This is a genomic window from Bacillus niameyensis (genome assembly GCF_001375535.1).
Lineage (GTDB): Bacteria > Bacillota > Bacilli > Bacillales > Bacillaceae_C > Lederbergia > Lederbergia niameyensis.
In genome coordinates, this window is sequence record NZ_LN831197.1 from 2155618 (window position 1) to 2180068 (window position 24451).

27 protein-coding genes and 1 other annotated feature are annotated in these 24451 nt (G+C 36.1%); of the genes, 4 read left to right on the plus strand and 23 right to left on the minus strand.

The window, feature by feature from the left end:
• Window positions 1-136: 136 nt before the first annotated feature.
• From BN1243_RS10080 to BN1243_RS10095, 4 genes are all read right to left on the minus strand, one after another.
• On the minus strand, window positions 137-1198 hold the full coding sequence (locus BN1243_RS10080; protein ID WP_230200166.1) for a GntR family transcriptional regulator: 1062 nt from the start codon (window positions 1196-1198) through the stop codon (window positions 137-139).
• Between the two features lie 303 nt (window positions 1199-1501).
• Window positions 1502-2395 (minus strand): DUF4367 domain-containing protein, encoded by an 894-nt coding sequence (locus BN1243_RS10085; protein WP_062106462.1) that lies wholly within the window; start codon window positions 2393-2395, stop codon window positions 1502-1504.
• Window positions 2392-2898 (minus strand): sigma-70 family RNA polymerase sigma factor, encoded by a 507-nt coding sequence (locus tag BN1243_RS10090; RefSeq protein ID WP_326569832.1) that lies wholly within the window; start codon window positions 2896-2898, stop codon window positions 2392-2394. Before BN1243_RS10090 ends, BN1243_RS10085 begins: the two co-directional genes overlap by 4 nt.
• Before the next feature lie 424 nt (window positions 2899-3322).
• Window positions 3323-3805: a hypothetical protein gene (locus BN1243_RS10095; RefSeq protein WP_062106464.1), complete on the minus strand. Its 483-nt coding sequence runs from the start codon at window positions 3803-3805 to the stop codon at window positions 3323-3325.
• A gap of 378 nt (window positions 3806-4183) precedes the next feature.
• On the opposite strand from BN1243_RS10095, the gene BN1243_RS10100 reads away from it, so the two are divergent.
• On the plus strand, window positions 4184-6136 hold the full coding sequence (locus BN1243_RS10100) for an elongation factor G (protein ID WP_062106466.1): 1953 nt from the start codon (window positions 4184-4186) through the stop codon (window positions 6134-6136).
• 689 nt (window positions 6137-6825) lie between these two features.
• Here the strand turns inward: BN1243_RS10100 and BN1243_RS21780 are convergent.
• The 8 genes from BN1243_RS21780 to BN1243_RS10140 form a co-directional block, all read right to left on the minus strand.
• Complete coding sequence (locus BN1243_RS21780; protein ID WP_084781876.1) at window positions 6826-9939, minus strand: hybrid sensor histidine kinase/response regulator; 3114 nt, start codon at window positions 9937-9939, stop codon at window positions 6826-6828.
• 113 nt (window positions 9940-10052) lie between these two features.
• Entirely contained in the window at window positions 10053-11489 is a 1437-nt protein-coding gene (gene proS, locus BN1243_RS10110) for a proline--tRNA ligase (protein ID WP_062106467.1), read from the minus strand.
• Window positions 11490-11552: 63 nt separating this feature from the next.
• Window positions 11553-11766: a binding site (T-box leader), on the minus strand.
• Window positions 11767-11882: 116 nt separating this feature from the next.
• Complete coding sequence (locus BN1243_RS10115; RefSeq protein ID WP_062106469.1) at window positions 11883-12464, minus strand: DUF6944 family repetitive protein; 582 nt, start codon at window positions 12462-12464, stop codon at window positions 11883-11885.
• 213 nt (window positions 12465-12677) lie between these two features.
• Complete coding sequence (locus BN1243_RS10120; RefSeq protein WP_062106471.1) at window positions 12678-13055, minus strand: SET domain-containing protein; 378 nt, start codon at window positions 13053-13055, stop codon at window positions 12678-12680.
• A gap of 5 nt (window positions 13056-13060) precedes the next feature.
• Window positions 13061-13294 (minus strand): hypothetical protein, encoded by a 234-nt coding sequence (locus BN1243_RS10125; protein WP_062106473.1) that lies wholly within the window; start codon window positions 13292-13294, stop codon window positions 13061-13063.
• Window positions 13291-13917, minus strand: a complete 627-nt coding sequence (locus BN1243_RS10130; protein ID WP_062106474.1) for a hypothetical protein — start codon at window positions 13915-13917, stop codon at window positions 13291-13293. The genes BN1243_RS10125 and BN1243_RS10130 overlap by 4 nt, the downstream gene beginning before the upstream one ends.
• Window positions 13918-14071: 154 nt before the next feature.
• Complete coding sequence (locus tag BN1243_RS10135) at window positions 14072-14590, minus strand: STM3941 family protein (protein ID WP_062106476.1); 519 nt, start codon at window positions 14588-14590, stop codon at window positions 14072-14074.
• Window positions 14591-14866: 276 nt separating this feature from the next.
• A complete protein-coding gene (locus BN1243_RS10140) occupies window positions 14867-15667 on the minus strand; it encodes a tripartite tricarboxylate transporter TctB family protein (protein WP_230200167.1) in 801 nt (266 codons plus the stop codon).
• 167 nt (window positions 15668-15834) lie between these two features.
• Between BN1243_RS10140 and BN1243_RS10145 the strand changes: the two genes are divergently transcribed.
• The gene (locus BN1243_RS10145; protein ID WP_062106478.1) at window positions 15835-16266 is read left to right on the plus strand and encodes a PH domain-containing protein; all 432 of its coding nucleotides are present in this window, start codon (window positions 15835-15837) and stop codon (window positions 16264-16266) included.
• Between the two features lie 784 nt (window positions 16267-17050).
• Here the strand turns inward: BN1243_RS10145 and BN1243_RS10150 are convergent.
• The 4 genes from BN1243_RS10150 to BN1243_RS10165 form a co-directional block, all read right to left on the minus strand.
• Window positions 17051-17284: an excisionase family DNA-binding protein gene (locus BN1243_RS10150; RefSeq protein ID WP_062106481.1), complete on the minus strand. Its 234-nt coding sequence runs from the start codon at window positions 17282-17284 to the stop codon at window positions 17051-17053.
• Between the two features lie 389 nt (window positions 17285-17673).
• The gene (locus BN1243_RS10155) at window positions 17674-18255 is read right to left on the minus strand and encodes an HD domain-containing protein (protein WP_062106483.1); all 582 of its coding nucleotides are present in this window, start codon (window positions 18253-18255) and stop codon (window positions 17674-17676) included.
• Between the two features lie 31 nt (window positions 18256-18286).
• Window positions 18287-19132 (minus strand): Sir2 family NAD-dependent protein deacetylase, encoded by an 846-nt coding sequence (locus BN1243_RS10160; RefSeq protein WP_062106484.1) that lies wholly within the window; start codon window positions 19130-19132, stop codon window positions 18287-18289.
• A 61-nt stretch (window positions 19133-19193) separates the two neighbouring features.
• Complete coding sequence (locus tag BN1243_RS10165; protein WP_230200168.1) at window positions 19194-20078, minus strand: SIR2 family NAD-dependent protein deacylase; 885 nt, start codon at window positions 20076-20078, stop codon at window positions 19194-19196.
• A gap of 287 nt (window positions 20079-20365) precedes the next feature.
• Between BN1243_RS10165 and BN1243_RS10170 the strand changes: the two genes are divergently transcribed.
• The gene (locus BN1243_RS10170) at window positions 20366-20716 is read left to right on the plus strand and encodes a winged helix-turn-helix transcriptional regulator (RefSeq protein ID WP_062106488.1); all 351 of its coding nucleotides are present in this window, start codon (window positions 20366-20368) and stop codon (window positions 20714-20716) included.
• A 68-nt stretch (window positions 20717-20784) separates the two neighbouring features.
• On the opposite strand, the gene BN1243_RS10175 is transcribed toward BN1243_RS10170, so the two are convergent.
• On the minus strand, window positions 20785-21225 hold the full coding sequence (locus BN1243_RS10175) for an Lrp/AsnC family transcriptional regulator (protein WP_062106490.1): 441 nt from the start codon (window positions 21223-21225) through the stop codon (window positions 20785-20787).
• A 118-nt stretch (window positions 21226-21343) separates the two neighbouring features.
• Between BN1243_RS10175 and BN1243_RS10180 the strand changes: the two genes are divergently transcribed.
• On the plus strand, window positions 21344-21898 hold the full coding sequence (locus BN1243_RS10180) for a cysteine hydrolase family protein (RefSeq protein ID WP_062106492.1): 555 nt from the start codon (window positions 21344-21346) through the stop codon (window positions 21896-21898).
• A gap of 140 nt (window positions 21899-22038) precedes the next feature.
• On the opposite strand, the gene BN1243_RS10185 is transcribed toward BN1243_RS10180, so the two are convergent.
• The 6 genes from BN1243_RS10185 to BN1243_RS10210 all read right to left on the minus strand — a co-directional run bounded on the left by BN1243_RS10185 (window position 22039) and on the right by BN1243_RS10210 (window position 24440).
• The gene (locus BN1243_RS10185) at window positions 22039-22491 is read right to left on the minus strand and encodes an OsmC family protein (protein ID WP_062106494.1); all 453 of its coding nucleotides are present in this window, start codon (window positions 22489-22491) and stop codon (window positions 22039-22041) included.
• A gap of 112 nt (window positions 22492-22603) precedes the next feature.
• Window positions 22604-22840: a glutaredoxin family protein gene (locus tag BN1243_RS10190; protein WP_062106496.1), complete on the minus strand. Its 237-nt coding sequence runs from the start codon at window positions 22838-22840 to the stop codon at window positions 22604-22606.
• 183 nt (window positions 22841-23023) lie between these two features.
• Window positions 23024-23383, minus strand: a complete 360-nt coding sequence (locus BN1243_RS10195; protein ID WP_062106498.1) for a rhodanese-like domain-containing protein — start codon at window positions 23381-23383, stop codon at window positions 23024-23026.
• Window positions 23384-23427: 44 nt separating this feature from the next.
• On the minus strand, window positions 23428-23724 hold the full coding sequence (locus BN1243_RS10200) for a rhodanese-like domain-containing protein (protein ID WP_062106500.1): 297 nt from the start codon (window positions 23722-23724) through the stop codon (window positions 23428-23430).
• Between the two features lie 101 nt (window positions 23725-23825).
• Entirely contained in the window at window positions 23826-24086 is a 261-nt protein-coding gene (locus BN1243_RS10205) for a metal-sensitive transcriptional regulator (RefSeq protein ID WP_062106502.1), read from the minus strand.
• Between the two features lie 6 nt (window positions 24087-24092).
• Complete coding sequence (locus BN1243_RS10210; RefSeq protein ID WP_062106504.1) at window positions 24093-24440, minus strand: hypothetical protein; 348 nt, start codon at window positions 24438-24440, stop codon at window positions 24093-24095.
• Window positions 24441-24451 lie beyond the last annotated feature (11 nt).

A 24451-nucleotide genomic window follows, 5' to 3' on the forward strand; every position in this document is an offset into this window, starting at 1 on the left:
TTTATCATAATATTAGATTAAAAGTTCAATATATATACTATACTTAGTATAAAATGAACTAATTATATGATTTTAAACTAAAAAAAACCTAATAGTTTTTTAACGTATTAGGTCATAATCCTCTTATTTAGAACTTTTATAATGAATCATTTATAAACTTGACCGGAACAAAAACTCTCCTTGGTTCATAATTCCCTTCAAGTTGTTCTAGTAACAAATCTATTGTTTGTTTGCTGCATTCTTCAATATTCTGTTGAATATAAGCAATTCCCTCTATTCCTGAATGATCAAAAGATATGATCTCAATGTCCCGAGCGTATTCCTTTTTTATCTTTTCAACTGCCATATATGTATAACGTGTTAGCTCAGCATTCATAATAAAAAGCGCCGTAATTTCTGGGTTGTTCAATAAAAACTTTTTGATTAATAAAGGAGCTTGCTCAATGGAAATTTTATGGAAATTCATTAAAAACCATAAATGTTTATTTACAACTAATCCATTATTTAAACAGGCACGCTCGAATCCATTTGATCTTTCAACTGTAACGGTATTCGTAATTGGCGGTGAAATCAAGCCAATATTGTGATGCCCATTACGAATAAGATATGAAATTGCTTCAAATGTACCATTTTCATTTTCAGAAGAAACACTATAAGTCCTAATATTTTCTAAATATCGATCAATTAAAACTATAGGAAATTTATCCAATGAAAGCCTAAGGATCGACTCATTATAAACCTCTTTTTCGGTAGGAAAAATGATGATCCCTTTTGCCCCCAATTCTTGAAGCATTTCAATCGCATTGCTCTCTTCAAACTGTGATTCTCTCGTAATTTTAACAACAAGATTATATTTATATTTTGATGCATATATTTCAATATAATTAACAAACTCTTGCTCAATTTTCGTTTTCATACTTGGCAAAATCAGTCCTATTACACCATTAGATCGACTTTGGCCGCTTATTGATAAACGATTAGATTCCTTTAGAAGGCCGCTTTCTGTTACAAACGTCCCTTTTCCTCTTATTCTTTTGACAATTCCCTCCTCAGCGAGCCCATTAAGCGCGTTTTTCGTTGTAATTTGACTGACATGAAATTTTTCCATTAATTCTTTTTCAGAAGAAACCAAATCTCCCTCTCTTAAATCTCCTGAAATAATTTGTTCTTTAATATAATCTTTAATCTGCTGGTACAATGGTACATTTTTAATAACTCATCACCTAAGTTCGTTTTATACTAACTATACTTTATATCCTAATTTTATATTTGTCTATTTTTAGATTTTATCAATAGTAGGATACCCTCTATTTGAGTTGCAAAAATAAGTGCTTTGGAGAAAAAAAAAAGACCAGATGATAATACATCTGATCTTTGCGACTACAGCCCCATCTTGACGATCGCTAAGTCTTAGTGAGTTTTCTTGCAGAGATTAGGCCGTTATTTTTTGTTAGCTTATAATATGTCCAAACAATTACATGTATCCCTAACGCGGTGATGACTATTCAACCATTGATAGCAATACTTTTTCCATCTCTTCCTTAGATAACAACGCTGCATCTATAGTAATTTGGTAATCCTTTTCTGGTATCGTGACTCTCATCGTCTGGACATTGCCGAGCCCGTCTTTATAGCCGTAAGCATGCTCAAAAGTATATCCCTTTAGTTGATAAGTATCGAGATTGTTATATATCCCTAACCCGATACTCTTATCTATTTTCTCTGTAACTGTAATGAAATTAAATTCTCCATCTTTTTGTTGATATTCCAACAAAACCCTTGGATCCTTCCCTACATTTGCCTGTTCAGTATGTGCTTCTTCCCTTATCGAAACATATCCCTCCGGTACAAAGGTCGGCCGTTTAATCGGATAACTGGCCATTTCCTGTGCTTCCTCGAACGTATGAATCATTAGAGCATAAATTCCGTAGCTCTCTATTTCCTCCCCAAGTTTTTGTGATCGTTCTTCATAATCTGCGTGAGGAATTTTCCCCCGTTCCAAGTCAAGCTCCATCGATTCCTTAATCAATTGGCTATATTCTTCATATTCTTCTGGTGAGAGATGCTCCTTTGCCAATTTCAGGTGTTGTTCCCTTTGCGGTAAATATGCTTCTACCTCTTCCTTAGGGAAAACTTCCTTTATTTCCTTAATCGTATCCTCTGAACCAATTACTTTTCCTAACAAACTTTCGGCTGCATCCGCTATATAGGAACCTCCGATTGAGTAGGTTGCTCCCATAAGCATAGCAGAAGCTGCGACCCCAACAATCCATTTAGGATACCGTTTACTTTTCCTTCCTTCATGTTTAACAAGCTTAATTCCCGTCTCTGCTCTAGCATGAAGTTCATCCGGAATTTCGATTTTTTCCATTTCACGTTTTATTTCATTATTCATAAATAATCCTCCCTCTTCAACTGCTTGCGTAATTTATCCAAAGAACGATATAAATTTGTTTTCACTGTACCTAGAGGCATGTCTAAAATATTTGAAATTTCCTCAATCGTATAGTCTGCATAAAATCTTAAAAGGACGACGCTTTTTTCACTTTCTTTTAACCCCTCGACTAAATCTCTCAGTGTTATTTGAAGAGAAACATCTTTGTCATTTGAGGGAAACATTTCAGCGTATTCAGGATTTAAATGGACTACCTTTTTTTCCCGTCTTAAATAACTAAGTGCTGTATTTATAGCGATTCTAATCAACCATGTCTTAAAATAATCGGGATTTTTCAAGGTTTGGATCTGGCTAAATGATTTATAAGCCGTTTCCTGGACAATATCTAGTGCATCTTGCTGATTTTTCACATAAATGTAGGCCATCCGATAAATGTCTACTTCATGTTGTTGGAAAAGGATGAGATAGGCTTTTTCATCCCCCTTTTGCGCTTTTCTTACCAACTTTTTAATAACAACCACCTCTATTTTTACTCTGTTCTGGCAGTGAATGATGATATTTCTTTATCCTTCACATTTCTGTTCTTGCGACCTCCCTCCTCCCAATCTTTTAAATTAATGATTTCTACCTATTAGACAATCGATCGAAGCATTTGGCTTTAAAAAAGTAAAAAAAAATTTATAAAATAGGAAACCTCATATATATATCAACTTACTAAGCCATTTCCTTCTCACTATCAGGCAAAGAAAAAAGAGAATTAAAAGTAATTCTCTTCATCGAAATTTATTGAATTATCCTTGCATTTTCTATGAACCTTCCGCGGCTGAAGCCGCAAGTTTCAGGGTTGATGCAAATGCACATTGGCCTGGACACACACAACCACTCTCCCAGGGGAATGCAACGCTAATCTTTGTTCAAAAGGTGCGATTACTCGCTCCGATTTTGTGCTGGCTCAAATCCTTCCTCCCGCAAAAAGCTTTCAGCATCTTTGTATGAAGTAAAGCTTTCTACTAAGTTTAAACCTGCATATATATTCCAAAGCATTTCCTCACACGTTAATATCATTGTGTGACCTTCCTTATTTCGCCATTCGTACTCAATATTCGCTTCAGAATCAATCTCTTCTTCCGATCCTTCCGATAAATACTTTATAGAATCAGAAATCACTTTCCGTAACTCTTCTTCTGAGGTATCTCTAATATTTATAAGTCCCTTATCATCCGCTTGATACCCTTTCAAATCCCCAACAAAGACAAACCCATTACCGTTTGGATGCAGGTGATAAACAACAATTGTTTTATCATACAAGCTGTCTAAATAATGATAATTCACCCGTTTCATTGATACCTCCTTACGTGTAAGTTGGGGAAATGATTCGATGATTGCTTGTTTTTCTTCAAATGTGAGCATGTTGTTTCCTCTTTTCCTCGCTGATTTATATCAATGCTAATCCCTTTGCATTCGTAATATCAGTAATATCTATACCTTTAATACAAATTAAGCACACGCCAATCCAAAACAGCTTTCATGCTTATAGTTGGATAATACTCATTAACTTTATCAGATGTGGCAAAGAAACAAAAGATTAGGATTGGAATGAGGAAGAGTTTCCCTACCAATTTGAGAAAGCTCTAGCAAAAGTTTCTTATCCCCAAACCCCACTAAACTGACTTATTTTTTATAAAAACTACACTTTATTCACCTTACGAAATTGCGTCATTGTCTCTTTTAATTTTCCTTCATTTGCTATAATGAAAAAACAGTACGACGGTCGTTAGGAGGACGAAAATGAACAAAATAATCGGTATTCTTGCACATGTTGATGCAGGAAAAACGACCTTTTCGGAGCAACTGCTTTATCATACAAATAGTATTAGACATCGAGGACGCGTAGATCATCAAGACACATTTCTTGATAGTCATGCAATAGAGAAAGAAAGAGGAATTACAGTTTTTGCTGATCAAGGAAGATTTACTTATCATGATTCAACCTACTATGTTATTGATACACCGGGTCATGTCGATTTTTCCCCGGAAATGGAAAGAGCCATTCAAGTTATGGACTATGCCATTATGATTATTAGTGCGGTTGAAGGAGTGGAAGGGCATACCGAAACAGTTTGGCAGCTTCTACAAAAACATCGGATACCGACCTTTTTCTTTATTAATAAGACAGATCGTGAAGGAGCAAATCTCGCAGGTGTTTTAGAAGATATTCATGCTAATTTAACTCCGGACGTTTGTGATTTAACTTCATCCTTTAGTAACGGGGATATGACGGAAGATTTAATCGAATTTATTGCTGAACGCGATGAGGTATTATTCGAAATATATTTGGAAACGGGCTATGACAAAGCATTATGGATACATACATTTAAAAACATGATTAAGGACAATAAAATATTTGCTTGTGCTCACGGTTCAGCCTTGAAGGATCAAGGGATCGTAGAATTTTTAGAGCAACTCGATCTTTTAACAGAAACAAATTATGTGAATGAAAGTCCTTTTGCAGGCAGAGTGTATAAAATTCGTTATGATGAAAACGGAAATCGCGTTACTTTTATTAAGACATTAAGCGGCACATTACGTGTCCGCGATGAAATCAGTTATGGTGATGAAGAAAATAAAGTAACTGAAAAAGTGACACAGCTAAGAATTTATAATGGAGCAAGTTTCCAAACGACTAACCTTATTCAAGCTGGTGAAATTGCAGCTGTTATTGGCCTATCGACTGCATCGATTGGTGACGGGGTCGGGGATTTAATGGAGAAAACAACCTACGATATGATCCCAATTTTAAAATCAAAGGTCATTTTTGATACCGCTATTCATGATAAAGAAATGTTAAGCTGTTTCAGAATTTTAGAGGCAGAAGATCCTTCCCTACAGGTCATTTGGGATGAAAGATTTCAAGCAATATACATTCATGTCATGGGGAAAATTCAATTAGAAGTATTAACGCGAATCATTAAAGAGCGATTCGATTATACAGTTACTTTTGCTGAGCCTGAAATTCTTTACAAGGAAACAGTGAACACAACTGCAACTGGTTACGGTCATTTTGAACCTTTGAAACACTATGCAGAAGTACACCTAAAAATAGAACCCTCACCGAGAGGAACAGGTATTAGCTTTGAAAATCATTGCCATGCCAATGATCTGTCTATTGGCCATCAAAATTTAATCCGTCATCATTTATTTGAACGAGATCACCACGGTTTACTTACCGGCTCCCCTCTCACAGATGTTAAAATTACATTGCTGACTGGACGAGCCCATAATAAACATACACATGGTGGAGATTTCCGTGAGGCAACCTTCCGCGCCCTTCGGCAAGGATTAGAACAATCGGAGAACGTTCTGCTCGAACCGTATTATGATTTTAAAATAAAAGTAGATTTAGATCATATTGGCAAGGTAATGTCTGATATTCAGCAAGCGTATGGGACGTTTTCTCCAGCGGAAACAATTGGCGATAAAGCAATATTAACAGGAAAAGTACCAGTTGCAACCTTCATGAATTATTATGCAAGTTTCATTGCTTTCACACACGGTAAGGGCGTTCTCACTCTCCGCCACGGGGGCTATGATCGTTGCCATAACCAAGAAGAAGTGATTGCCCGAATCAATTATCAAAAAGACGCTGATCCCGAATATACCTCCTCGTCGATATTTATTGCCAAAGGAGTCGGCTACACCGTTCCATGGGATCAAGCAAAAAAAGCAATGCATATACAATAAAAATCTCGGCCTAACAGAACAATCATCCATACATTCGAATCCCCCGAGATGCTAGTATGCATTTTAGGGGGATTGACATGAACTTTTTCAATAAAATAACTTCGAATTGTTTGCGCCTATTGGGTGTTGGCTTAATATATTTTGAATTGCTTGGCAAAACCTTTTTTTGCAGTTTAGGATAAATTCTGTAACCGCACAGTCTTATTATAGTGTTATAGAGTTCTGACCTTTCAGGTAAATAACAGACCTCCTGTTCACTTTATCGTTGCTCAAACGATAAAGTGAACAGGAGTACTTCTAGATTAGTAACCCAACAACACTGAACAGCAGAGAAGGGAAAGTAGAATGAAAAAGATAACCTTATTGTTTTTTGTTTTAATATTCATCTTACTAAGCGCGTGTACAAAAGATTTTACAGAGGACTATTCTGTTAAAAAATATAAGAGCAAGAATTCATCTCTCACCTACATCTTTCAGATGTTGAGGAAGGAGACTTCTGCCCGGAGGCTGAGACAAATGTTTTTAACCCATGATAAATCAACCACGTTTTAATCAACTAAAATAGGGGAAGCCAAATGGGAAGTGATCTTCCACCTTTGGACAGCCCCTCTAATTTTGAAAAAAATTTACTTTTAAAGAATTCAGGCGCTAATGCACAACCAACTTCTAGGTTCAATTGTCCGCCATTATCAGTTAGTTGGTACAGTAAATGCAATAGTTGTTCCAACTCCAGGTGCACTTTTAACCTGTAAACCTTTCCCATACAGTCGCTTTAAACGCTGTTCGGTATTGATAATTCCAATGCCCTTTTTTCGATCAGATTGAAGCGTGAAAATTTCTTGGACTTTTTCTTCATCCATTCCCACACCATCATCGATAACGGAAATTTCCGTATAGTCATTTTCTTTACTAATTCGTATTGTTATTAAACCTCCAGCGACTTTTTTCAACACTCCGTGATTGACCGCGTTTTCTACTAATGTTTGAATCGATAAAGGTGGGATCATTACATCTTTAACTTCATCTATTTCCCATTTTATATGTAGCCGATTCCCAAAGCGTTCCTTTTCGATATATAAATAGGATTCTAGTAAATCAAGTTCAGTTTCGAGAGGCACGACTTTGTCTATATTTTTTAGATAGAAGCTACTTTGTAAATACTGTGCAAACTTTTCAATTAGGCGAGCCATTCTAGACGTATCGATCTCACTCAATGAAACGATAGCATTTAACGTATTTAACACAAAGTGCGGACGAATTTGTGCTTGAAGCCATGCAGCTTCCATACTTAACCGTTCATTAATGGATGCCTTTAAGTTTGTTAAAGATTGCACGCGAACATTTAGTTCTACAGCATCGACTGGTTTTGTAACATAATCATTTGCACCTGCTAAAAATCCAGTATATATATCCTCTGGGTTACTTCGTGCTGTCAAAAGAAGAATTGGTAGTTCAGAGATGGAAAATTTTTCCCGAATGGAACGGGTTAAATCATAGCCAGACATTTTAGGCATCATAACATCTGAAATAATTAAATCCCATTCCTTCCATTCAAGTTTTTTTAATGCTTCTTTTCCACTTGAAACGACTTCTACCTCATATTGGTTTTCAGAAAGTATTTTAGTCAACACTTGCAAATTCACTGGATCATCATCAACTGCCAAAATTCTCGTTTTATATGATGTTGCGCTGTTTTTTGTAAATGCCTTAATCATCGCATTATGCATGACAAATGGAGTTTCTTTAATTGGAAGTTCACTTATATCTATAAATGAAGATGTTGGTGCTGCTGTTTGCTTTTCAAAAGATTTTTCTGCTAGTGGTAAGGTAAAAGTAAAAACCGAACCCTCCCCTAAAACGGAGCTCGCTCTAATGATTCCACCATGCATTTCCACTAACTGTTGGCAAATGCTTAGCCCTAGACCAAGACCGCCACCAATTGCCGTAATACTCGAGTCCCCTTGTTCATATGGCTCGAAAATTGTTCGTAACGTTTTTTCATCCATCCCTATGCCCGTATCCGTAATATGAATATGGGCCATCCCTTCTTTTATGTCGCCATCGATTATAACAATGCCTTCATGCGTATATTTAACAGCATTATGTAGAAGGTTAAACAAAATTTGAATTAGCCGATTTTTATCCGCTGAAACACACGGAAAGTCGCTTGGGATTCTGACTTCCATTTCAATATTTTTATTTTCAATTAAAACTTTAAGCATATCAACAACGCCTGCAGAGATAGACTGTATGTAAAGACTCTCTCTATGAAGCTGAATCCGATGTTCCTTCAAGCGGGTAATGTCTAATAAATCTTCCAAAGTCCATGACATATGATGACCAATTGTTAATTGAAGCTTCAAATCTTTCTCTGTTTTTTCATCCAACTGATGGGATCTGTTTCGCAAAATAGACTGAGTAATATTAATAATGCCATGTAACGGATTTCGAATTTCATGGGATGTATTTGCTAGAAAATCATCCTTTTTCTTCATCTCTTTTTGTAGTTGAATCGCTAGCTCTTCATTCGAAGCGTTTAAAGCTAATAGTTGCTCATTTTGTTGCTCTGTTTTTTGAACAGAATCGGCAAAATTTTTACTCATTAGGATGACATGGATCATAACATAAACGGCAACTGCTGGTAACATTAATGTTGATCCTTGATACCAATTGTTTCCGATCGCAAAATCATTAAAAAATGCAAAAAATATTAGAATCATTCCGATGACATTTATTTTTGCAGTTCTGTTATTATTGCGAACGCTCTTGTAAATTACATACATTAAATAGAAAAATGTAGGGATAGTTAAATAATACACCTTAAAAAAGAGCGATTGAAAAAACACAGGTTGCGTGAATAAAGTTGTAAACATAAGTGCTAAATGTATGGCAACAAGTCCATACATTATTTTTTTAGAAAACTCCTTTTCATGCCATTTCCATAATAAAATGACATATAACATAGAAGTCGCCTCGGTTAAAATATATTCTAACCGCGTCCCCCAAAGCCAAGACATATTCAAAAATATGAGTGTATAGTAAAATGGAACAGCAAATAAAGCACGAACAGAAATAAGCATAGCAAACAGGCCAAAAATAAAAAACACATGCTCCTGTCTGCGATACCACGCAAATAAAATCATAAATATACCAATAATAAATATACAGCCATTCATAAAGAGTGTGCTAGTCATATTCGTATTAAACTTTTTAGATACAACCGAAGCCTCCCCGATATATATAGGGTTTTCAAATCCTCCGCGAATATGATCAAAGCTTGACACGTGCATAGTGAGTAGCACTTCATTTGATTGCGCAATAAAATAACCTGTTCTAGGAGCCATTTCAGCAACATGTGAAGCAGCATCTTGCCCCACTATGCCATTTCTAGCAATCTCCGTTTGATCTACAAATAATTTATAAGCACTATATTGATAGGGAATATGAATGGCTAATGTCTCACCCACATATTCATCAGCTATTTTGACTGTTGTACTGTATGTTCCAAATGAATGGTTCTCTCCTGTTTGTCTTTCGAAGGAGCTAGGAAGGGAGACCGTTCTCCCTATCCCATGCTTTAATTGTTCCTTGACCTCATTAGGTGTTAACAACATTTTTTCAAAAAAGTTCCATTCACCATCAAGTTCAGTATAGAATTCCTTCGAATCTGGCATAACACTAAAATCAAACACACTCGATGTATTACCAGACTGATTCGCCAAGATTCTGCTTTCACCAATCATTATTGTCAATAAGAAGCTGGCTATAAAAGCTATTAAGTATAGCTTATGTTTAAATTTCAACTGATTTGCCTCCACTTGATATACCAGTTGTCATATCTGAAATATTACGTTCCGTAATGTGTTTCAGATTAGCAATAAAGCAGCACATTTATGTGTACATTTATAAACTTAGATTAGTAAGCACGAGCAAACCATACTGTATGCTTAGCCTCTTTACCACAATGGAGACATGTATGCTTCGTCGTAGGCGGATTAAATGGAATGTTTCGTGTTGTAAATTTTGTTTTTTCTTTTATACTTTCTTCACACGTATCCTCTCCACACCATCCAGACAATATCCAACCAGGAATGATTCCTTTTTGTTCAGATTCTGCTAAATGTTGGTTTAACTGTTCCATTGAATCGATATGTGTGTGCGAATTCTCTGCACGGAAGGCTTTTGCTTTTTCAAATAGACGAGCTTGCATTGTTTCAAGTTCTTTTTCAATGCTTTCAACAATTGATTCTATTGGTACTGATACCTTTTCCGCTTCATCACGGGCTTTCATTAAACCTTGATTATTTTCTAAATCACGTGGTCCTAGTTCAATACGGACAGGTACTCCTTTTAACTCCCAATGATTAAATTTATAGCCTGGTGATTGATCAGAATCATCAAGACGAACACGAATGCCTTTTGCTTTTAAAGCTGCAAAGATTTGATCTAACTTCTCGATAATGGCAGGATTCTTTTTCCATGGGCCTACTGGAACTAACACAACTTGGGTTGGCGCAATTTTTGGTGGCAGGACTAAACCTTGTTCATCTCCATGAACCATAATAACGGATCCTATTAATCGTGTAGAAGTACCCCAAGATGTTGTGTGTACATAGGTATGTTTATTTTCTTTATTTAAATATTTAATATCAAATGCTTCGGCAAATTTTGTCCCTAAATAATGGGAAGTACCCGCTTGTACAGCTTTCCCATCTTGCATCATTGCTTCAATGGAGAATGTATCAATCGCACCGGCAAAACGTTCTGATGGTGTCTTTTTCCCATCATAAACCGGAATTGCTAGTAATCCTTCTACGACTTCTTTATAAATCGTTAACATTTGCATCGTTTCTTTGCGTGCATCATCTTCATCCACATGAGCTGTATGTCCTTCCTGCCACAAAAATTCAGAAGTCCGAATGAATGGCAGAGTTTTCTTTTCCCAACGGAATACATTTGCCCATTGATTAATGAGTACTGGAAGATCCCGATAACTTTTAATCCAATCTGAATATAAATGTCCAATCATTGTTTCTGAAGTTGGACGCAATGCTAAACGTTCTTCTAGTTTCTCTCCTGCAGCCTCTGTTACCCAAGGAAGTTCAGGTGAGAACCCTTCAATATGGTCCTTTTCCTTTTGAAAGAAGGTTTCTGGAATTAACATTGGGAAATATGCATTGCGATGGCCGGTTTCTTTAAAACGTTTATCCATCTCTGCTTGAATATGTTCCCATAATTCATACCCATCTGGCTTAAATGCGATACAACCACGAACTGGAGTGTAATCCATTAAATCAGCTTTTTGAATTGTATCAATATACCATTTTGTAAAATCGTTTGTTTTTTGTGACATCGTCTTTTCCTCCTGAGAAAGTGAAACAACTTTTTAAAATAAAAAAAGCATAAAAAGTCCTTAAATAAGGACGTCTTTACGCTAATAGACGTGGTACCACCTTAGTTCGACTTAAATAAATAATAAGTCCTCTAGACGTTTGTAACGAAACGACTCGGTTAGTTTTTTCTAACATCTCCGTGACAGGGTTCAATAAGTAGGGGTGATATAGCTTTCAGCCATGGCTATATTTTCTGTTTCACAATCCTTATTTACTTGATCACATCATTGATTTCGTATTTATAATTTAATATATCAATTTGCTTCAAGGAATTCAATGATAACTGTCAATGTACTGTGCAGAATATTGTTGAGGACAGGCCGACAAAGTTACTAAAAAAGGTACATTAGAATTTATTCATTAATATTACGGCGTATTTCCTCTGATTCCTCTTGGATTTGTCCAATGAGAGAGATTACAGAACCTGCAGCTTGAATCCAACTTCCCGCTACTCCAATCTGATACTGTTCCGAACCTTTGTCATGCAATGCTTGAATTCCACCTATTGCCTGCAAGGAGTTTCCAACACCTTGCAACAAGTTTCCAGTAATATTCTCTAATCTGCCATCTTCTGTGCTATCAAAAAATTCATCAGTAAGGCCAACAAAACTTCCTAAAGCCTGTATCCAACTTCCCGCAATATTAAGCCTTTGTTCCGTTTCTTCGTCCTCAAAAATACCATTTAGCAACATTCCTGTAATGACGGTTGAGTTACCTGTTGCTTGAATTTCATCGCCAATTTTTTCAAAAGAAACTGTACCTTGTCCGTCAGCAGACAATGCACTACCTAATGCTTGCAGCGTATTCCCAGTCAATCTTAGGAGATAGGTTTCATTTTCGTTCAATTGAAACTGAGGAGTATTGCCAATTGCTGCTTGTATAGTTCCGATCACCGATAGAAGAGATCCAATTATTTCTTTATAATGACTATTCATTCGCTATCCATTCCAACTTATATAGATTTTAATTATTATATTCTTATGGTGTAGTTCGGTTCTTATAGACCCATAAGCCGGTTGAATATTCTAAAAAATAATTTCACCTAACCGCCCTCCCATCATTAAGGGACTTAGTAGCTCTTGGTACAATATAAAAAAAAGCACCCTGAAGGATGCCTTATCTAACGTGAATTTTGCAAGTAGTATTATTTAATTCTGATGAAACCATAGCTGCTCTTTGTCATCCACGTCACCATTATAATTGATCAAAATTTCTTCGCCGGCTTTTATATCTGTATAAGCATAGAAGTCGAAAGTATGTTTTTCAAAACTAATCTCATACGTTGCATTAGGCTCATACGAATGGTTGAACAACATCCCATAACCAAGAAGGATGGCGGTATGATTCACCCCATATTCAAATGCATAATCAGCCAGTAGCGTTTGCTCAATGTACGGATGTTGCTCGTTTGGATATGCAATAACAGGAGCTTCATGTATCAACGTTCCCTTTTTTATATCGCAGGTAGCAAATACCCCTCTGTTAAATTCTCCTTCACTTATTGAAGATGTTTTTACTTCAATCATGCAGATCACCTACTCACTTGTAAAATATACTTTTCAACTATAACATTAAATGACTCATTTAACCGCATTTTTAAATCAGATAGTCGATTCCTGTTAAATATTTTATTGATCATCATAAAACATAAAACTAAAAAGACCTTCCAGTTAATCAGTTTCACTTCTGGAAAGTCTCTTTCTTCTCTATTTTTCGGATTGCTTTGTAGTACTTGCTTAAGAACAATGTCTTTCCACCCCATCAATCCCAATCATCGTCATCAGGGTCAATATCTGCATAAATCTTGTATCCGGCTTCCCAATGTTTATGAAGCCACTGGATTAATTGTTGCATATTCTCACCGTAGGCCCCTGCTTTTTCCTGAAGATTTTTTGCTTCATCTAGTTTCGCGGAACACCAAGCGGGATCTGGAAACGATAAAAACCACCTTTTTTCATCCTCGTCCATTTTATCTGTATAGTACATAGCAAAATCTACAGGCAGCATTTTGGGCCAATCAAGCCCTAGCCCGACGTCTTCCATTAGTTGGCGAAGTTCTAATGCGAATGTAAAGTGTAAATCGTATTCGGCTACATCTTTTTCATTCGATAGCTCTATCTCGTATTCTTTCAAATTCTCCTTCTTGCGCAATTTCTGAAAGAGTGTTGCTTTCGGTGTAACATCTTTGAATGTAAGGTTTCTAATAGCCGTCAATCTGACATTTTCAGCATATTGTTGTTTTGTCACTTCTGGATATGCTTTAAACTTCATTTCTACCATTGAATCCAATTCCTGCTGTTCCATAGCTGTCAATTTTGACGTTAATTCCTTCATACGAAGCTCTGGCACTCTAATGGCCAATCGCCTTGATTCTTCAACAACATTCATTGCTCATGCCCCCTATTATAATCATCACATTGTCAACTTAAATGAGATAGCTACCGTAGTCACTTAATTCGATGGCATCCAAGAATTTCCTTTGACTATGTTAATAGACTGGTGAATAGTAGATATTATTCTATCTGTACAACCAATTTCCAGGTTAAGATTCCTTTTTCATTGCTGCTTCCCAACGTTGACCAATGGCATACACAAGGTCCTCCGCAGAACAAGCTAAGTTATTGACTGGTATATTAACCTGTGATGGCAATAATCCTTTATTTAATATATTAAACAATTTCTTCATACCATTTGATCGGTTAATGATTAGTTCACGGTCAAATGTAAAAATACCCAGATAAGTCTGACCCGAAAAGTTCAAGAATTCAATTGCTTCAATTTCCTCCCAGCATACAAGGCCTGCCTTAATATAACTGGACTGGTCTACGATTCCTTCTTTTGTAACAATTACAGCTGGCTCACTTTTGATGAGTACAATAACATAATAAAGAAAACAAAACCCAAATACTATGATTGCAAGAATACCTACTACCGCAGGCCACATTGTTTCTTTAAACGGAGTCAATAAAATCAAAATACCCGCCGCAACAAAAACGAGACTAAAGATAGCAAACATGACCATTCTGCCCCTTTTAGCCATTACAATAAAATCATCATTCACTGCGTTACCTCCCAAATCCAACAACATTCACTACTCAACTTAACAACTTTCTCCTAACAAATAAATCCTCCAAACGACCTACAGAGGATTGAGATTGATTTTTACTTTCTTTTCATTTGCTTCTGATTAGAAGATTGCCTAGTCTATCCCTTGTATTTTAGATGACCTAAGGCACCATAACGCATTAAAATTAAGGATCAGTCTATCATGAAAGTAAATTTTTCAGCATGATATGACTGATCCTTAATTCTTCATTTTTTGGGGAGAAATATTCACCTATAATTTTCGAACAATTAATCGACCTTTGTTCTCATCGACATTTGCAGTGTATTCCTCGCCATTTTTTAAATCAACCGTAACCTTATCCCCTTGATAGCGATCATCAATATAAATAAAAAGATAGCCTTCCATTTCTATTGAAACGACCTCTTCCTGTTCACCTTGTTGAAGTTCTAATAACCCATAACCTGCATTGGAATAATTAAATAAAGCAATCGCAGGCAAATTATCAATCGTCAACGCAAATGCTGTTAATTCACCATTTATCCATTCATCTAGTTTGGTGATTTCCGCAAGTTCTTTATCTAATGTGTAGGTTCCACCGTAAGAAAATGGAATTTCTCGCCATAACTCTTGCTGTGTTGGATAGTCTTGAGTTGACCAAGTACTTGTTTGCGTTACTTGTCCTTCCTTATCAACGGATAAAGTCACGCCCATCTGTGGTATTTTAATATCATTAACCATAAACTCACCGACCGTATATCCTTCTTCGTAATGTTTTGGAGAGATGGTAAATTTCTTATTTGGATATTTTTTTGCCAAGTAGTCCGTGACCTGTTCGTATCGCTCCGTATGCGTCTTTACTTTTAATGATGGGTAATATAAATAGTATCCAACAAACCCAATCACAAGCACAGTTGTTATCACAATCGCCCATTTTTTCCGTCCTCGAAAAATAAAACTAACAAACAAAATTGCAACCAATATTGCAACACCAATGAGAAGAAAGTAAATTACTTCACTGGGATTCACAATTTCTCCTCCCTCTACTTGAATATCATTCTCTATTTCTGTCATTTCTTTATTGAAGCCACTTTTTCCTTCAATATATATTTTATAATAACGTTGACTAGGCTGAATTGATGCAATCTATTATGCTAGTTCAGAAACGATAGAAAAATGACGTATGAAACCTTTATAATCAATAACTCGTATTATCATGATAAAGGAGGTATAGTGATCCGATGGTTTTTCGCTCAAAAATAGATACGTTTTTTATTAATTTTATGTTGATAGTCGTATTCATTATCGCTGTTGGGTCTTTTTTTCCTTTATTCATTGAAGAAGTTCGAAATGAATTAGCAGCGTTTCTAATACTGACCACAATATTTCTTATTGTGATCAGTTTTCTGTTATGGACTAGTTTTTCAGTTAAATATATATTCTATCAAGATTATTTATACATAAAAGGCGGTCCATTTAGAAGTCGAATCCCATACGAGCATATAACAAAAGTATTACCTACAACCGCCATTTTTACAGGGCACAGAATATTGTCATCAAGAGATGCGATTGAAATTTTCAATAATACAACATTCATGGGCAGTATAAAAGTTTCACCAAGAGATAAAAGCAAGTTTATCAGCGAACTAAAAAAACGATGTCCCAACATTTAGATTCAAGAATAAAAATTTGAGATGACTTTTCGAGGGCACTGAAAAAGTCCGTGTCTCATGGCCCGTTGGTGCTCTTCTTTCCACGAATGGGACATGAGAAAGCGTCTCATGGCCCGTTGGTTCTCTTTTTTGACACGAACGGGACATGATAAAGCTTCTCATGGCCCGTTGGTTCCCTTTTTTGACACGAACGGGACATGATAAAGCATCTCATGGCCCGTTGGTTCTCTTTTTTGACACGAATGGGACATGACAAAGTGTCTCACGGCCCGTTGGTTCCCTTTACTCCCTAGGACGGGACTTGATAAACCACATATTAAGTTCCAAAATTGAATTCTTGCTGATGGAATAGAACTCGTTTTCTAATGAACAAACTTTTATGTTTCTGACGAAATATAGGCATAAAAACGAACTAAAAATTCAGTTAGGTCGTTTTTGTTGAGGCATTTTTTCTTCTTTCAAGCGAAAGCTCAAATAAACCTGTTAACATTAGAAACTAATGGTGTGCGAATAAGACCAAATTTAAACTAGATATCTAAGGATTGCCAACCAAAAGCGAATTTCCAAATTATGTCGAGTTCAATTAAAAAAGCTTTGGTTGTTCTTCTTTTATACAGGAGGCTTTTTTATGCACTTCTTAGCATATGAGTATTGTTTCGAGGTTGTTTTTTTAGATAGTGCATATGGCTTTCTATTATTCCTAAGCTAGAAACACAAAGAAGCTGCTCAAAAGTGTACACAATCTTATGAGCAGCAGCCCCATTAACTATCTCTTTATAGTATCTTAATCTTCATCTTTTATATCTATATCTTCTGGAATCGGTTCACTGTTCAATTCTTCCACAAACTTTTTATATTTCTCAAGCTGTTCAAAATGAGTATTGAACTGTTCCTTATATACCAATACATTACCGTTAGCATCATGCAAAGTTCGTACTTTCCCTTGCATTATTAATTTATGAACATATGAAATAGACACTGATAAATATTCAGCTGTTTCCTCAATTGTTAAGTACACTAATTTAGACCCCTTTAATAATTCTGTATGAACCCTTATTATAACTAATTTGGGCAATATATAACAACGGCTTAAGAAAACCTATTTGCAGGTGATCAAAATTTGAAGTATTATTCGTATCCCATCTAACTTCCTCATTCTAAGTTAAGCAAAAAATAAAAGCCTTTCAATTCACAAACATTGATGTGATTTTACCCTCTTAAAATGAGTTAAGAGCATTTCTATTTCTTTTTTTGAATACTTCTCGAGTAATGTCTTTCTTCTTTAGAAAGAGCCTTAGTCGATTTGTGTTTTGTCATACCGCTCTTCCTTTCAGATTCATTTACATTTTACTGACTTACTTTTTCACTGTACATCTCCTACAGTCGGATCTGCTTGCATCAGAGATTTCATTCATAATTTTCGCTACTTTTACGTAAAAGTTCTTTAGCAAAGTCAACAAGTTGATGTGCTTCTTCCGTCCGCAGAAACCTGACATCCAAACCATCGGAACCTAAGCGGAATCGATCCAATGCGTCGGCATCCTTGAAAATCTGATACAGCAGTATGGCCCGTTCATTTAAACCCGGCGACTTTTTAATCTCGGACAAGCCAAGGGAATCATCTTGGTCATGGTAAGCGGTGATGTAAAAGGTTTGCTCATTGTATGGTAAATCGTGTTCACGGCAATATTCTTTATAATACTCTGCTGCGCGACAGCCATGTCCTTGATCAATCCCATCATCAAGGCGCCTTGAATCATGGAAAACAGCAGCCATTGCCAATGCGTATTTTTCCTCGTCATTTACGTTCTTTTGATGTCCGATGAGAAGTGCTAGTAACAGCACACGAGCAGAGTGAGTTTTTGTATGCCATACACTATCAGGTAGCCAAAACTCTACGTCTTTTTCCATGAATGTATACCAATATTCATAAGATTTCTTGATTGGTTGGCAGGCTGGATCATCCAGTACATTCGCTAGAAACATCATTCATTTCCTCCTCTGTATTTCAAAAAACAACTTATTTCTCTTGCGCCAATTGCTGTAACACTTCCGCAAGATTACCGTCGACCCCAATGGATTTAGTAGCAATAGCTTCCGGTATATAAAGCTCACTACCTCTGTTAAAGGTAATGTAGGTTGCATGTTCTTCTTGATGGGTTAGATTCATAAGCGGAGCTTTAATTAACTGGTTTCTTGCACCTACACCTAATTCCAGCAGTACTATCTTTTTGCCATGGGCGCTTCCGATAAAATCCTGATACGCTTGTAAACTTTTTTGCCAAGCCTCGCCTTTTAGAAAATTCCGATCGACCTCAAGATGGACTTGCATTGGCCCACCACATTCTGGGCACGTTGGAATACGATCAGCAGGGACTTTTCCATTCTCTTGTTTTTCAGCCATTTCACTCAATATTTCATCACCTGGATAAATTTGATCATGGCATCCGATCGTACATTGCAGATTCCGACAATTTCCTTCTATTTCAAAGAGACGATCCCGCGGAAACCCAGCTTGTCTAAAATGATCATCTATATTAGAGGTAACGACAAAGAAGTTTTTATCTTTCACCAGTTCATACAGGTTTTTCATAACTGGACTGGCTTCCTCATTGTATAAAAAGTAGTTATACATTCTGCTGAAGAATGCCCACTTTTCTTCCTCGGTAGGAAATGGGTAAAAACAACCTTGTATAATGCTACGAAAACCATACTTTTTACGGAAATCCCCAAAGTTCTCTAGAAAATCTGCATTTTCCGCAAAAATATGAATCCCTTCCGAAATGGAAAGGCCATTACTAGCGCCAATTAAAACACTGTCCGCCTCTTCTATTTTTGTTAAAATCTTATTCAGTTTCTCTTCCATATCATTCGCCATCCTTATCAGATTCTGAATTCAAAACGACATCACCCATTTACCGGAATGATCAAACCGCATCTTGCTTTTTTGCTTTTTTCTGTTTAGCCACAACATCTCGCATGACTTGAGCTATATCTTCATCTAGGGCCAGTCCCTTATCCTTCAGTTCCCCTGGCAGTATGTTATGCTCTGGATTTGGATTGATTGTAATGTAGTATGCATCAGGCCAAGTGAACGTCATGTTCCAGAAAGGCTCTTTAATGAACATCGGCGTCATTAGACCGACACCTAACTCCAAAAAGAGAACCTTCTTATGACGATTATCCAAAAGAAATTTACGATATTTTTTATGCTCATCGTGATATTTGGCCCCTTCTAAAAATACAAAGGAGCGCACCCACAGTTCCATCGGACCGCCACACTCTGGGCATGTCGGAACCATGATAGATGGAGTTTTTGTTCCCTCGATGTGGTTACACAGTTCTTTTGCCTTGTCCGCATAGGGATAAATACCATCATGACAAGGACTACTACATTGCAAATATGTCCAGTTACCTTGAATGGCACTAACTTTTTCCTCCGGGAACACTTGTAAAAATTGGGTATCCTGATTTGTCGTAAGAATATAGTAGTTTTTATTCTTAACAATTTCATATAAGTCTTTATAGGGTTGGCCGATCGGGACTTCCGCTACAAAGTTGATCAACGTTGCTAGATAAGCCCACCGTTCTTCCTCTGTGCGGAATTTATAGTAAAAGCCTCCAAATATGCTGTCAATTCCATACTTTTCAGCAAATGCACCGAAATATTTCCGGAAGTTTTCATCATCCCGATACCAGTTATACCCTCCAGCCGCAGACATACCAGCAGCACCGCCAATAACAATCGCATCGGCTTCTTCAATTTTTTGCAGTAGTGTGTCTATATTGTCTTGATATTGTTGTGATAACATATTTTGTTGCCTCCTAATCTATTTCGTTCGTTTTTAATGCGCCTTTTTAAAAAGTTAATTCCAAAGTAAAAATTTATAGCCCATTACTTGGGATTCTAATATATTATATAGATCATATAATCCAATGAACAAGTATGCACTTTTTAGATATATACTATCTATATGGATAGTGTGAATGTTACTTCAACCAGTCTTTACTTAATCATAGATGCATTATATAGTTGGTATAGATCAACGAACAAGTATGCACTTTTAAGACGCATACTATCTAGGAGGATAGTGTTGGTATGAAAAAATTGGAGGTTAACGATAGGAATGAGGAGTTTTCCGATAACCAAGAACCTTTCTTTGGCTATACACTTTCCATTATCAGTGGTAAATGGAAGCTGCTTATTATTTATCAATTATCCAAAAACGGTACAGTGCGCTATAATGAGCTTCAGCGAATGTTAGGGAAAATAACCTATAAAACGCTTAGTACTACATTAAAAGAACTCCAAGAGGATGGTCTAGTTCATCGTGAGGAATATCCACAAATTCCTCCAAAAGTCGAATATAGCCTTACTAAAAAGGGAAAATCCCTCTGGCCAATCATCCAAGAAATGTGCCAGTGGGGAGAGTATAATCAAGATATTTAAACTACAAAAAAAGGGTAGAGTATCTCAAATACTGAGGTATTCTACCCTTTTTTGATCTTGCTGTATTGTCATGTGGCAGTCAATGGATTCATTTGCTTAATCTCTTGTAAAGATAAATGGATACTGTAATTACCATAATCCAGCAGCTTATGTAGAAACAGATTTAGTCGATCTTGGGATTTAACTTTTATTTTTAAATGGTAACACCCTTCTCCCGATACTCGGTGAACTTCTATGACGTCATTTCGATCATGAACAAAACGTATAAACGAGTCATGGTTTGCTGTTTTCATATAGATAATGACAAACGCTGTAAAGGTTAAGCCTACTTTCATCTCGTCGATACATAGCGAGTAAGCTTTGATTACGCCACTTTCCTCAAGCTTTTTAATACGATTACCCACTGCTTGTCCCGTCATATGAATTTGTTCACCTAAGTCTTTCCATTGAATACGTGAATTTTCCGACAGTATCCGAAGTATTTGAAAATCTATGTGATCGAGTTCCATAATAAATTCCTTTCACGATGAAATGATTTAAGCTAAAAGTGTTTCAGCAAAGTATCGATAATAGTCAAGATATTATTTATGATTATATTGTAGTAAATATTTTTACGAGGTGAATAAAATGAGTACAGCTTTAATCATTGTTGATATACAGAATGACTACTTTCTAAATGGAAAGATGGAGTTAAGCAATCCCGATAAAGCAGCTGCTAATGCTGCTAAAGTTCTTGCTTGGTTTAGAGAAAATAACAAAGATAATATTTTCCATGTTCAGCATATCGCTAGTAGTCCAGAATTAGGCTTCTTTCTTCCAGATACAGAGGGAGCCGAAATCCATGAAACTGTTCTACCATTAGAAGATGAAAACATTATCGTGAAAAATTTCCCTAATAGCTTTTTGAAGACTGATTTAGAAAGCAAATTAAGAGAAAATGGTGTAACCAAAGTAGTGGTTGTCGGTATGATGACGCATATGTGTATTGATGCAACCGTTCGAGCTGCAGTTGATCTAGGTTTTGAAACGACACTAATTGAAGATGCCTGCGCAACTAGAGATCTAGCTTATCAAGGTAAGGTTGTACCTGCAGAACAGGTCCATACTGCGTTTGTTAGTGCACTTAACGGTATGTACGCCAAGGTAAATTCGACTGAGGACTTCCTACAACAAAATAACTAACTTTATATAAAAACATACAAAATTAGTGGGTAAAGTCATCATCGGACGATTTTACCCACTATTTCTTGTTATAGTTTTAGTGAGAAATGAAGGATTCCTCAACCAGCCCTCTTATAGAACGACTTTAACAGAATTAATTACTAAATTTCTTCCCCAGATTGTAAAGATACTTCGCCTGCAATATCAATTTGAACATCTGCTTTCTTTAACATTTTTCCGATTGCGCAACCCTTGTCAGCACTCATAAATGCTCGATTAGCTAATTGAATTTGCTCTTCTGTTGCATCAGTAGACAATGTAATTCGAGGATGATGTACAATTTTGAGTTCTTCTTCTTTAGAATTGGTTACTTCTGAATCCATTGACAATTGAACGACAGGTAAATTTCTTGATTCAAGGATAGCAACAAGAGTCATTGTATAACAGGCTGCCGCAGAACTTACAAGTAATTCTTTAGGACTCGTCCCTTCCCCACTACCTCCAGAAGATTGAGAAATTGCAATCCTTGTTTCAATATTATTCGCTTTTATACTTCCATTTCCTTTTGTATTTCCATTCCAAACAATCTTTAAGCTCTGGTTAACATCTGCCATCAGATTCGCCCCCTAAAAATAACTAAAATAAACCTCTCACCACATAGAAGAGCTTAAAGTGGGAAATTCTCAGCTCCATGAAGAAAGTATCTTTACATTTATCTCCTCAAGTTTACTGTTTAAGAGCATCCATGATTTTCTCCGGGTCAAAACCAATAACCCACTTGCCATTAATTTCTGTTTGAGGAACGCCCATTTGTCCCGTTTGTTTAACTATCTTTTGCATCATAATTGGATCTTTCTCAACGTTTACTTCCTTAAAAGGGATATTGTTTTGAGATAAAAAGCCTTTAAGCATTGTACAATAAGGACACTGAGTTGTTGTGTAAACTGTAATATTTTTCTCCATCATAGAACCTCCATTATATTTGTTTATTTTAGAATTCACCTTAACGCATATGAATACAACAATAATCTTTTAATCTAATTTACCCTAGTATTCAGCACCTCTAACATTCGTACCGGGTCAAATCCAAAAATCCATACCCCATTTATAGCTTTTATTTGTTTTGCCATAACGTGTATTCCCTTCCTAGACCCAAGCACTCATACCGCCTTTTACATTGTAAATCTTTTGAAAGCCATGTTTCTTAAGGATTTTTGCCGCTCTTGCACTTCTCATTCCACTTTGACAAATGACAACAACTTCTTTTTCCTTATCGAGCTTATCTATTTTACTAGCTATATTAGAAAGCGGAATATTTTTAAAAGGATTGCGGTGATTCGCCTTATATTCACCAGGCGTGCGAACATCAATGAATTGGACATTATTATCCTTAAATTTATTTTTAGTCTCTTGAACACTTATATTGTTGATGCCTTTAACTGGCATAAAACGACTAGCGAAAAATACGACAATTATTATTAACAGAATCCACTCAACGATTCCCATTTTTATTACTCCTATTTTTAAATTTTTTATAAGTAAAGAGCAATTTACTCTATTTCTCCTTTCCAATCCAGCATGCCGCCCGCCATATTCGTTACGTTATAACCATTTTGAATAAGGAATTCACATGCTTGACCACTTCTTCCTCCTGAACGACATACAATGTAGTAATGTTCATTTTTATCTAATTCGTCCAAGTGATCCGGAATTTGCCCCAATGGAATATGCTTCGCTCCAGGGATTTTACCTACAGATACTTCCTCTTCTTCTCTAACGTCAATAATATTAAGTTTTTCACCTGCTATTAAATGTTGCTCTAATTCTTTTGCAGTAATTTCTTTCATTTATTAATCCCTCCAAACAATCGTTTTTATACCAGCACGGGTATTCCCATTAATAAAGAGAAGTTCATCAACGCTTCCTTTTGATGCTTGAATTAATGAACTTATCTACTTTTAACTAACAAATCTACAGCTTCTTGAACTACTTGTTTTGCGCTTTCACCATTTTCGATATTTATCCGAACACATTGTTCTAAATTCATACTAACTATCAAACCAATAGTGCGGTCAATTGCATTTCGTGAAGCAGATAACTGAGTAATGACATCTTTACAATCTTGATTCTGCTCAATCATACTTAAAACACCTTTAATCTGGCCTTCAATTCGTTTTAGTCGATTGACAACTGCTTTATCATAGTCCATTAATTCTCACTCCTTATCTCTACACGGACAATTATTTATTTGATAACTAGCTACTTGGTATCCCCTGCTTTTTAAATATCTTAACCCTAGATTTAGTTCTAGACGATCATAAGCAATTACATGTAATTTCTGGCGTGGAATCTCTTGAATGAACCTTTTCAAATAAGCATACGGTATATGCATATCACTTTGATCATGATTGACATCTATATTATAGTCCCTAATATCTAGAACGACAGTGCGTACTTTTTCATCATCGACTTTTTTACATGGAATACTCAACACAGGGAAATACCTTCTATATAACAAAATACAAAAAACTGTGACAACAATTATAATAAAATAGGTACTCATATCCACCACCT

Excerpts from the sequence above, each read along its gene's own strand:
- BN1243_RS10195 (WP_062106498.1), bottom strand. The coding sequence starts at position 23,383 with ATGGGAATCGTTGAGTGGATTCTGTTAATAATAATTGTCGTATTTTTC.
- proS (WP_062106467.1), bottom strand. The coding sequence starts at position 11,489 with ATGTCACAAAAAACAAACGATTTTACAAAATGGTATATTGATACAATT.
- BN1243_RS10200 (WP_062106500.1), bottom strand. The coding sequence starts at position 23,724 with ATGAAAGAAATTACTGCAAAAGAATTAGAGCAACATTTAATAGCAGGT.
- BN1243_RS10210 (WP_062106504.1), bottom strand. The coding sequence starts at position 24,440 with ATGAGTACCTATTTTATTATAATTGTTGTCACAGTTTTTTGTATTTTG.
- BN1243_RS10140 (WP_230200167.1), bottom strand. The coding sequence starts at position 15,667 with ATGACAGAAATAGAGAATGATATTCAAGTAGAGGGAGGAGAAATTGTG.
- BN1243_RS10160 (WP_062106484.1), bottom strand. The coding sequence starts at position 19,132 with ATGGAAGAGAAACTGAATAAGATTTTAACAAAAATAGAAGAGGCGGAC.
- BN1243_RS10170 (WP_062106488.1), top strand. The coding sequence starts at position 20,366 with ATGAAAAAATTGGAGGTTAACGATAGGAATGAGGAGTTTTCCGATAAC.
- BN1243_RS10165 (WP_230200168.1), bottom strand. The coding sequence starts at position 20,078 with ATGTTATCACAACAATATCAAGACAATATAGACACACTACTGCAAAAA.
- BN1243_RS10145 (WP_062106478.1), top strand. The coding sequence starts at position 15,835 with ATGGTTTTTCGCTCAAAAATAGATACGTTTTTTATTAATTTTATGTTG.
- BN1243_RS10190 (WP_062106496.1), bottom strand. The coding sequence starts at position 22,840 with ATGGAGAAAAATATTACAGTTTACACAACAACTCAGTGTCCTTATTGT.
- BN1243_RS10155 (WP_062106483.1), bottom strand. The coding sequence starts at position 18,255 with ATGATGTTTCTAGCGAATGTACTGGATGATCCAGCCTGCCAACCAATC.
- BN1243_RS10120 (WP_062106471.1), bottom strand. The coding sequence starts at position 13,055 with ATGATTGAAGTAAAAACATCTTCAATAAGTGAAGGAGAATTTAACAGA.
- BN1243_RS10115 (WP_062106469.1), bottom strand. The coding sequence starts at position 12,464 with ATGAATAGTCATTATAAAGAAATAATTGGATCTCTTCTATCGGTGATC.
- BN1243_RS10180 (WP_062106492.1), top strand. The coding sequence starts at position 21,344 with ATGAGTACAGCTTTAATCATTGTTGATATACAGAATGACTACTTTCTA.
- BN1243_RS10175 (WP_062106490.1), bottom strand. The coding sequence starts at position 21,225 with ATGGAACTCGATCACATAGATTTTCAAATACTTCGGATACTGTCGGAA.
- BN1243_RS10085 (WP_062106462.1), bottom strand. The coding sequence starts at position 2,395 with ATGAATAATGAAATAAAACGTGAAATGGAAAAAATCGAAATTCCGGAT.
- BN1243_RS10095 (WP_062106464.1), bottom strand. The coding sequence starts at position 3,805 with ATGCTCACATTTGAAGAAAAACAAGCAATCATCGAATCATTTCCCCAA.
- BN1243_RS10205 (WP_062106502.1), bottom strand. The coding sequence starts at position 24,086 with ATGGACTATGATAAAGCAGTTGTCAATCGACTAAAACGAATTGAAGGC.
- BN1243_RS10185 (WP_062106494.1), bottom strand. The coding sequence starts at position 22,491 with ATGGCAGATGTTAACCAGAGCTTAAAGATTGTTTGGAATGGAAATACA.
- BN1243_RS10130 (WP_062106474.1), bottom strand. The coding sequence starts at position 13,917 with ATGAATGTTGTTGAAGAATCAAGGCGATTGGCCATTAGAGTGCCAGAG.
- BN1243_RS10100 (WP_062106466.1), top strand. The coding sequence starts at position 4,184 with ATGAACAAAATAATCGGTATTCTTGCACATGTTGATGCAGGAAAAACG.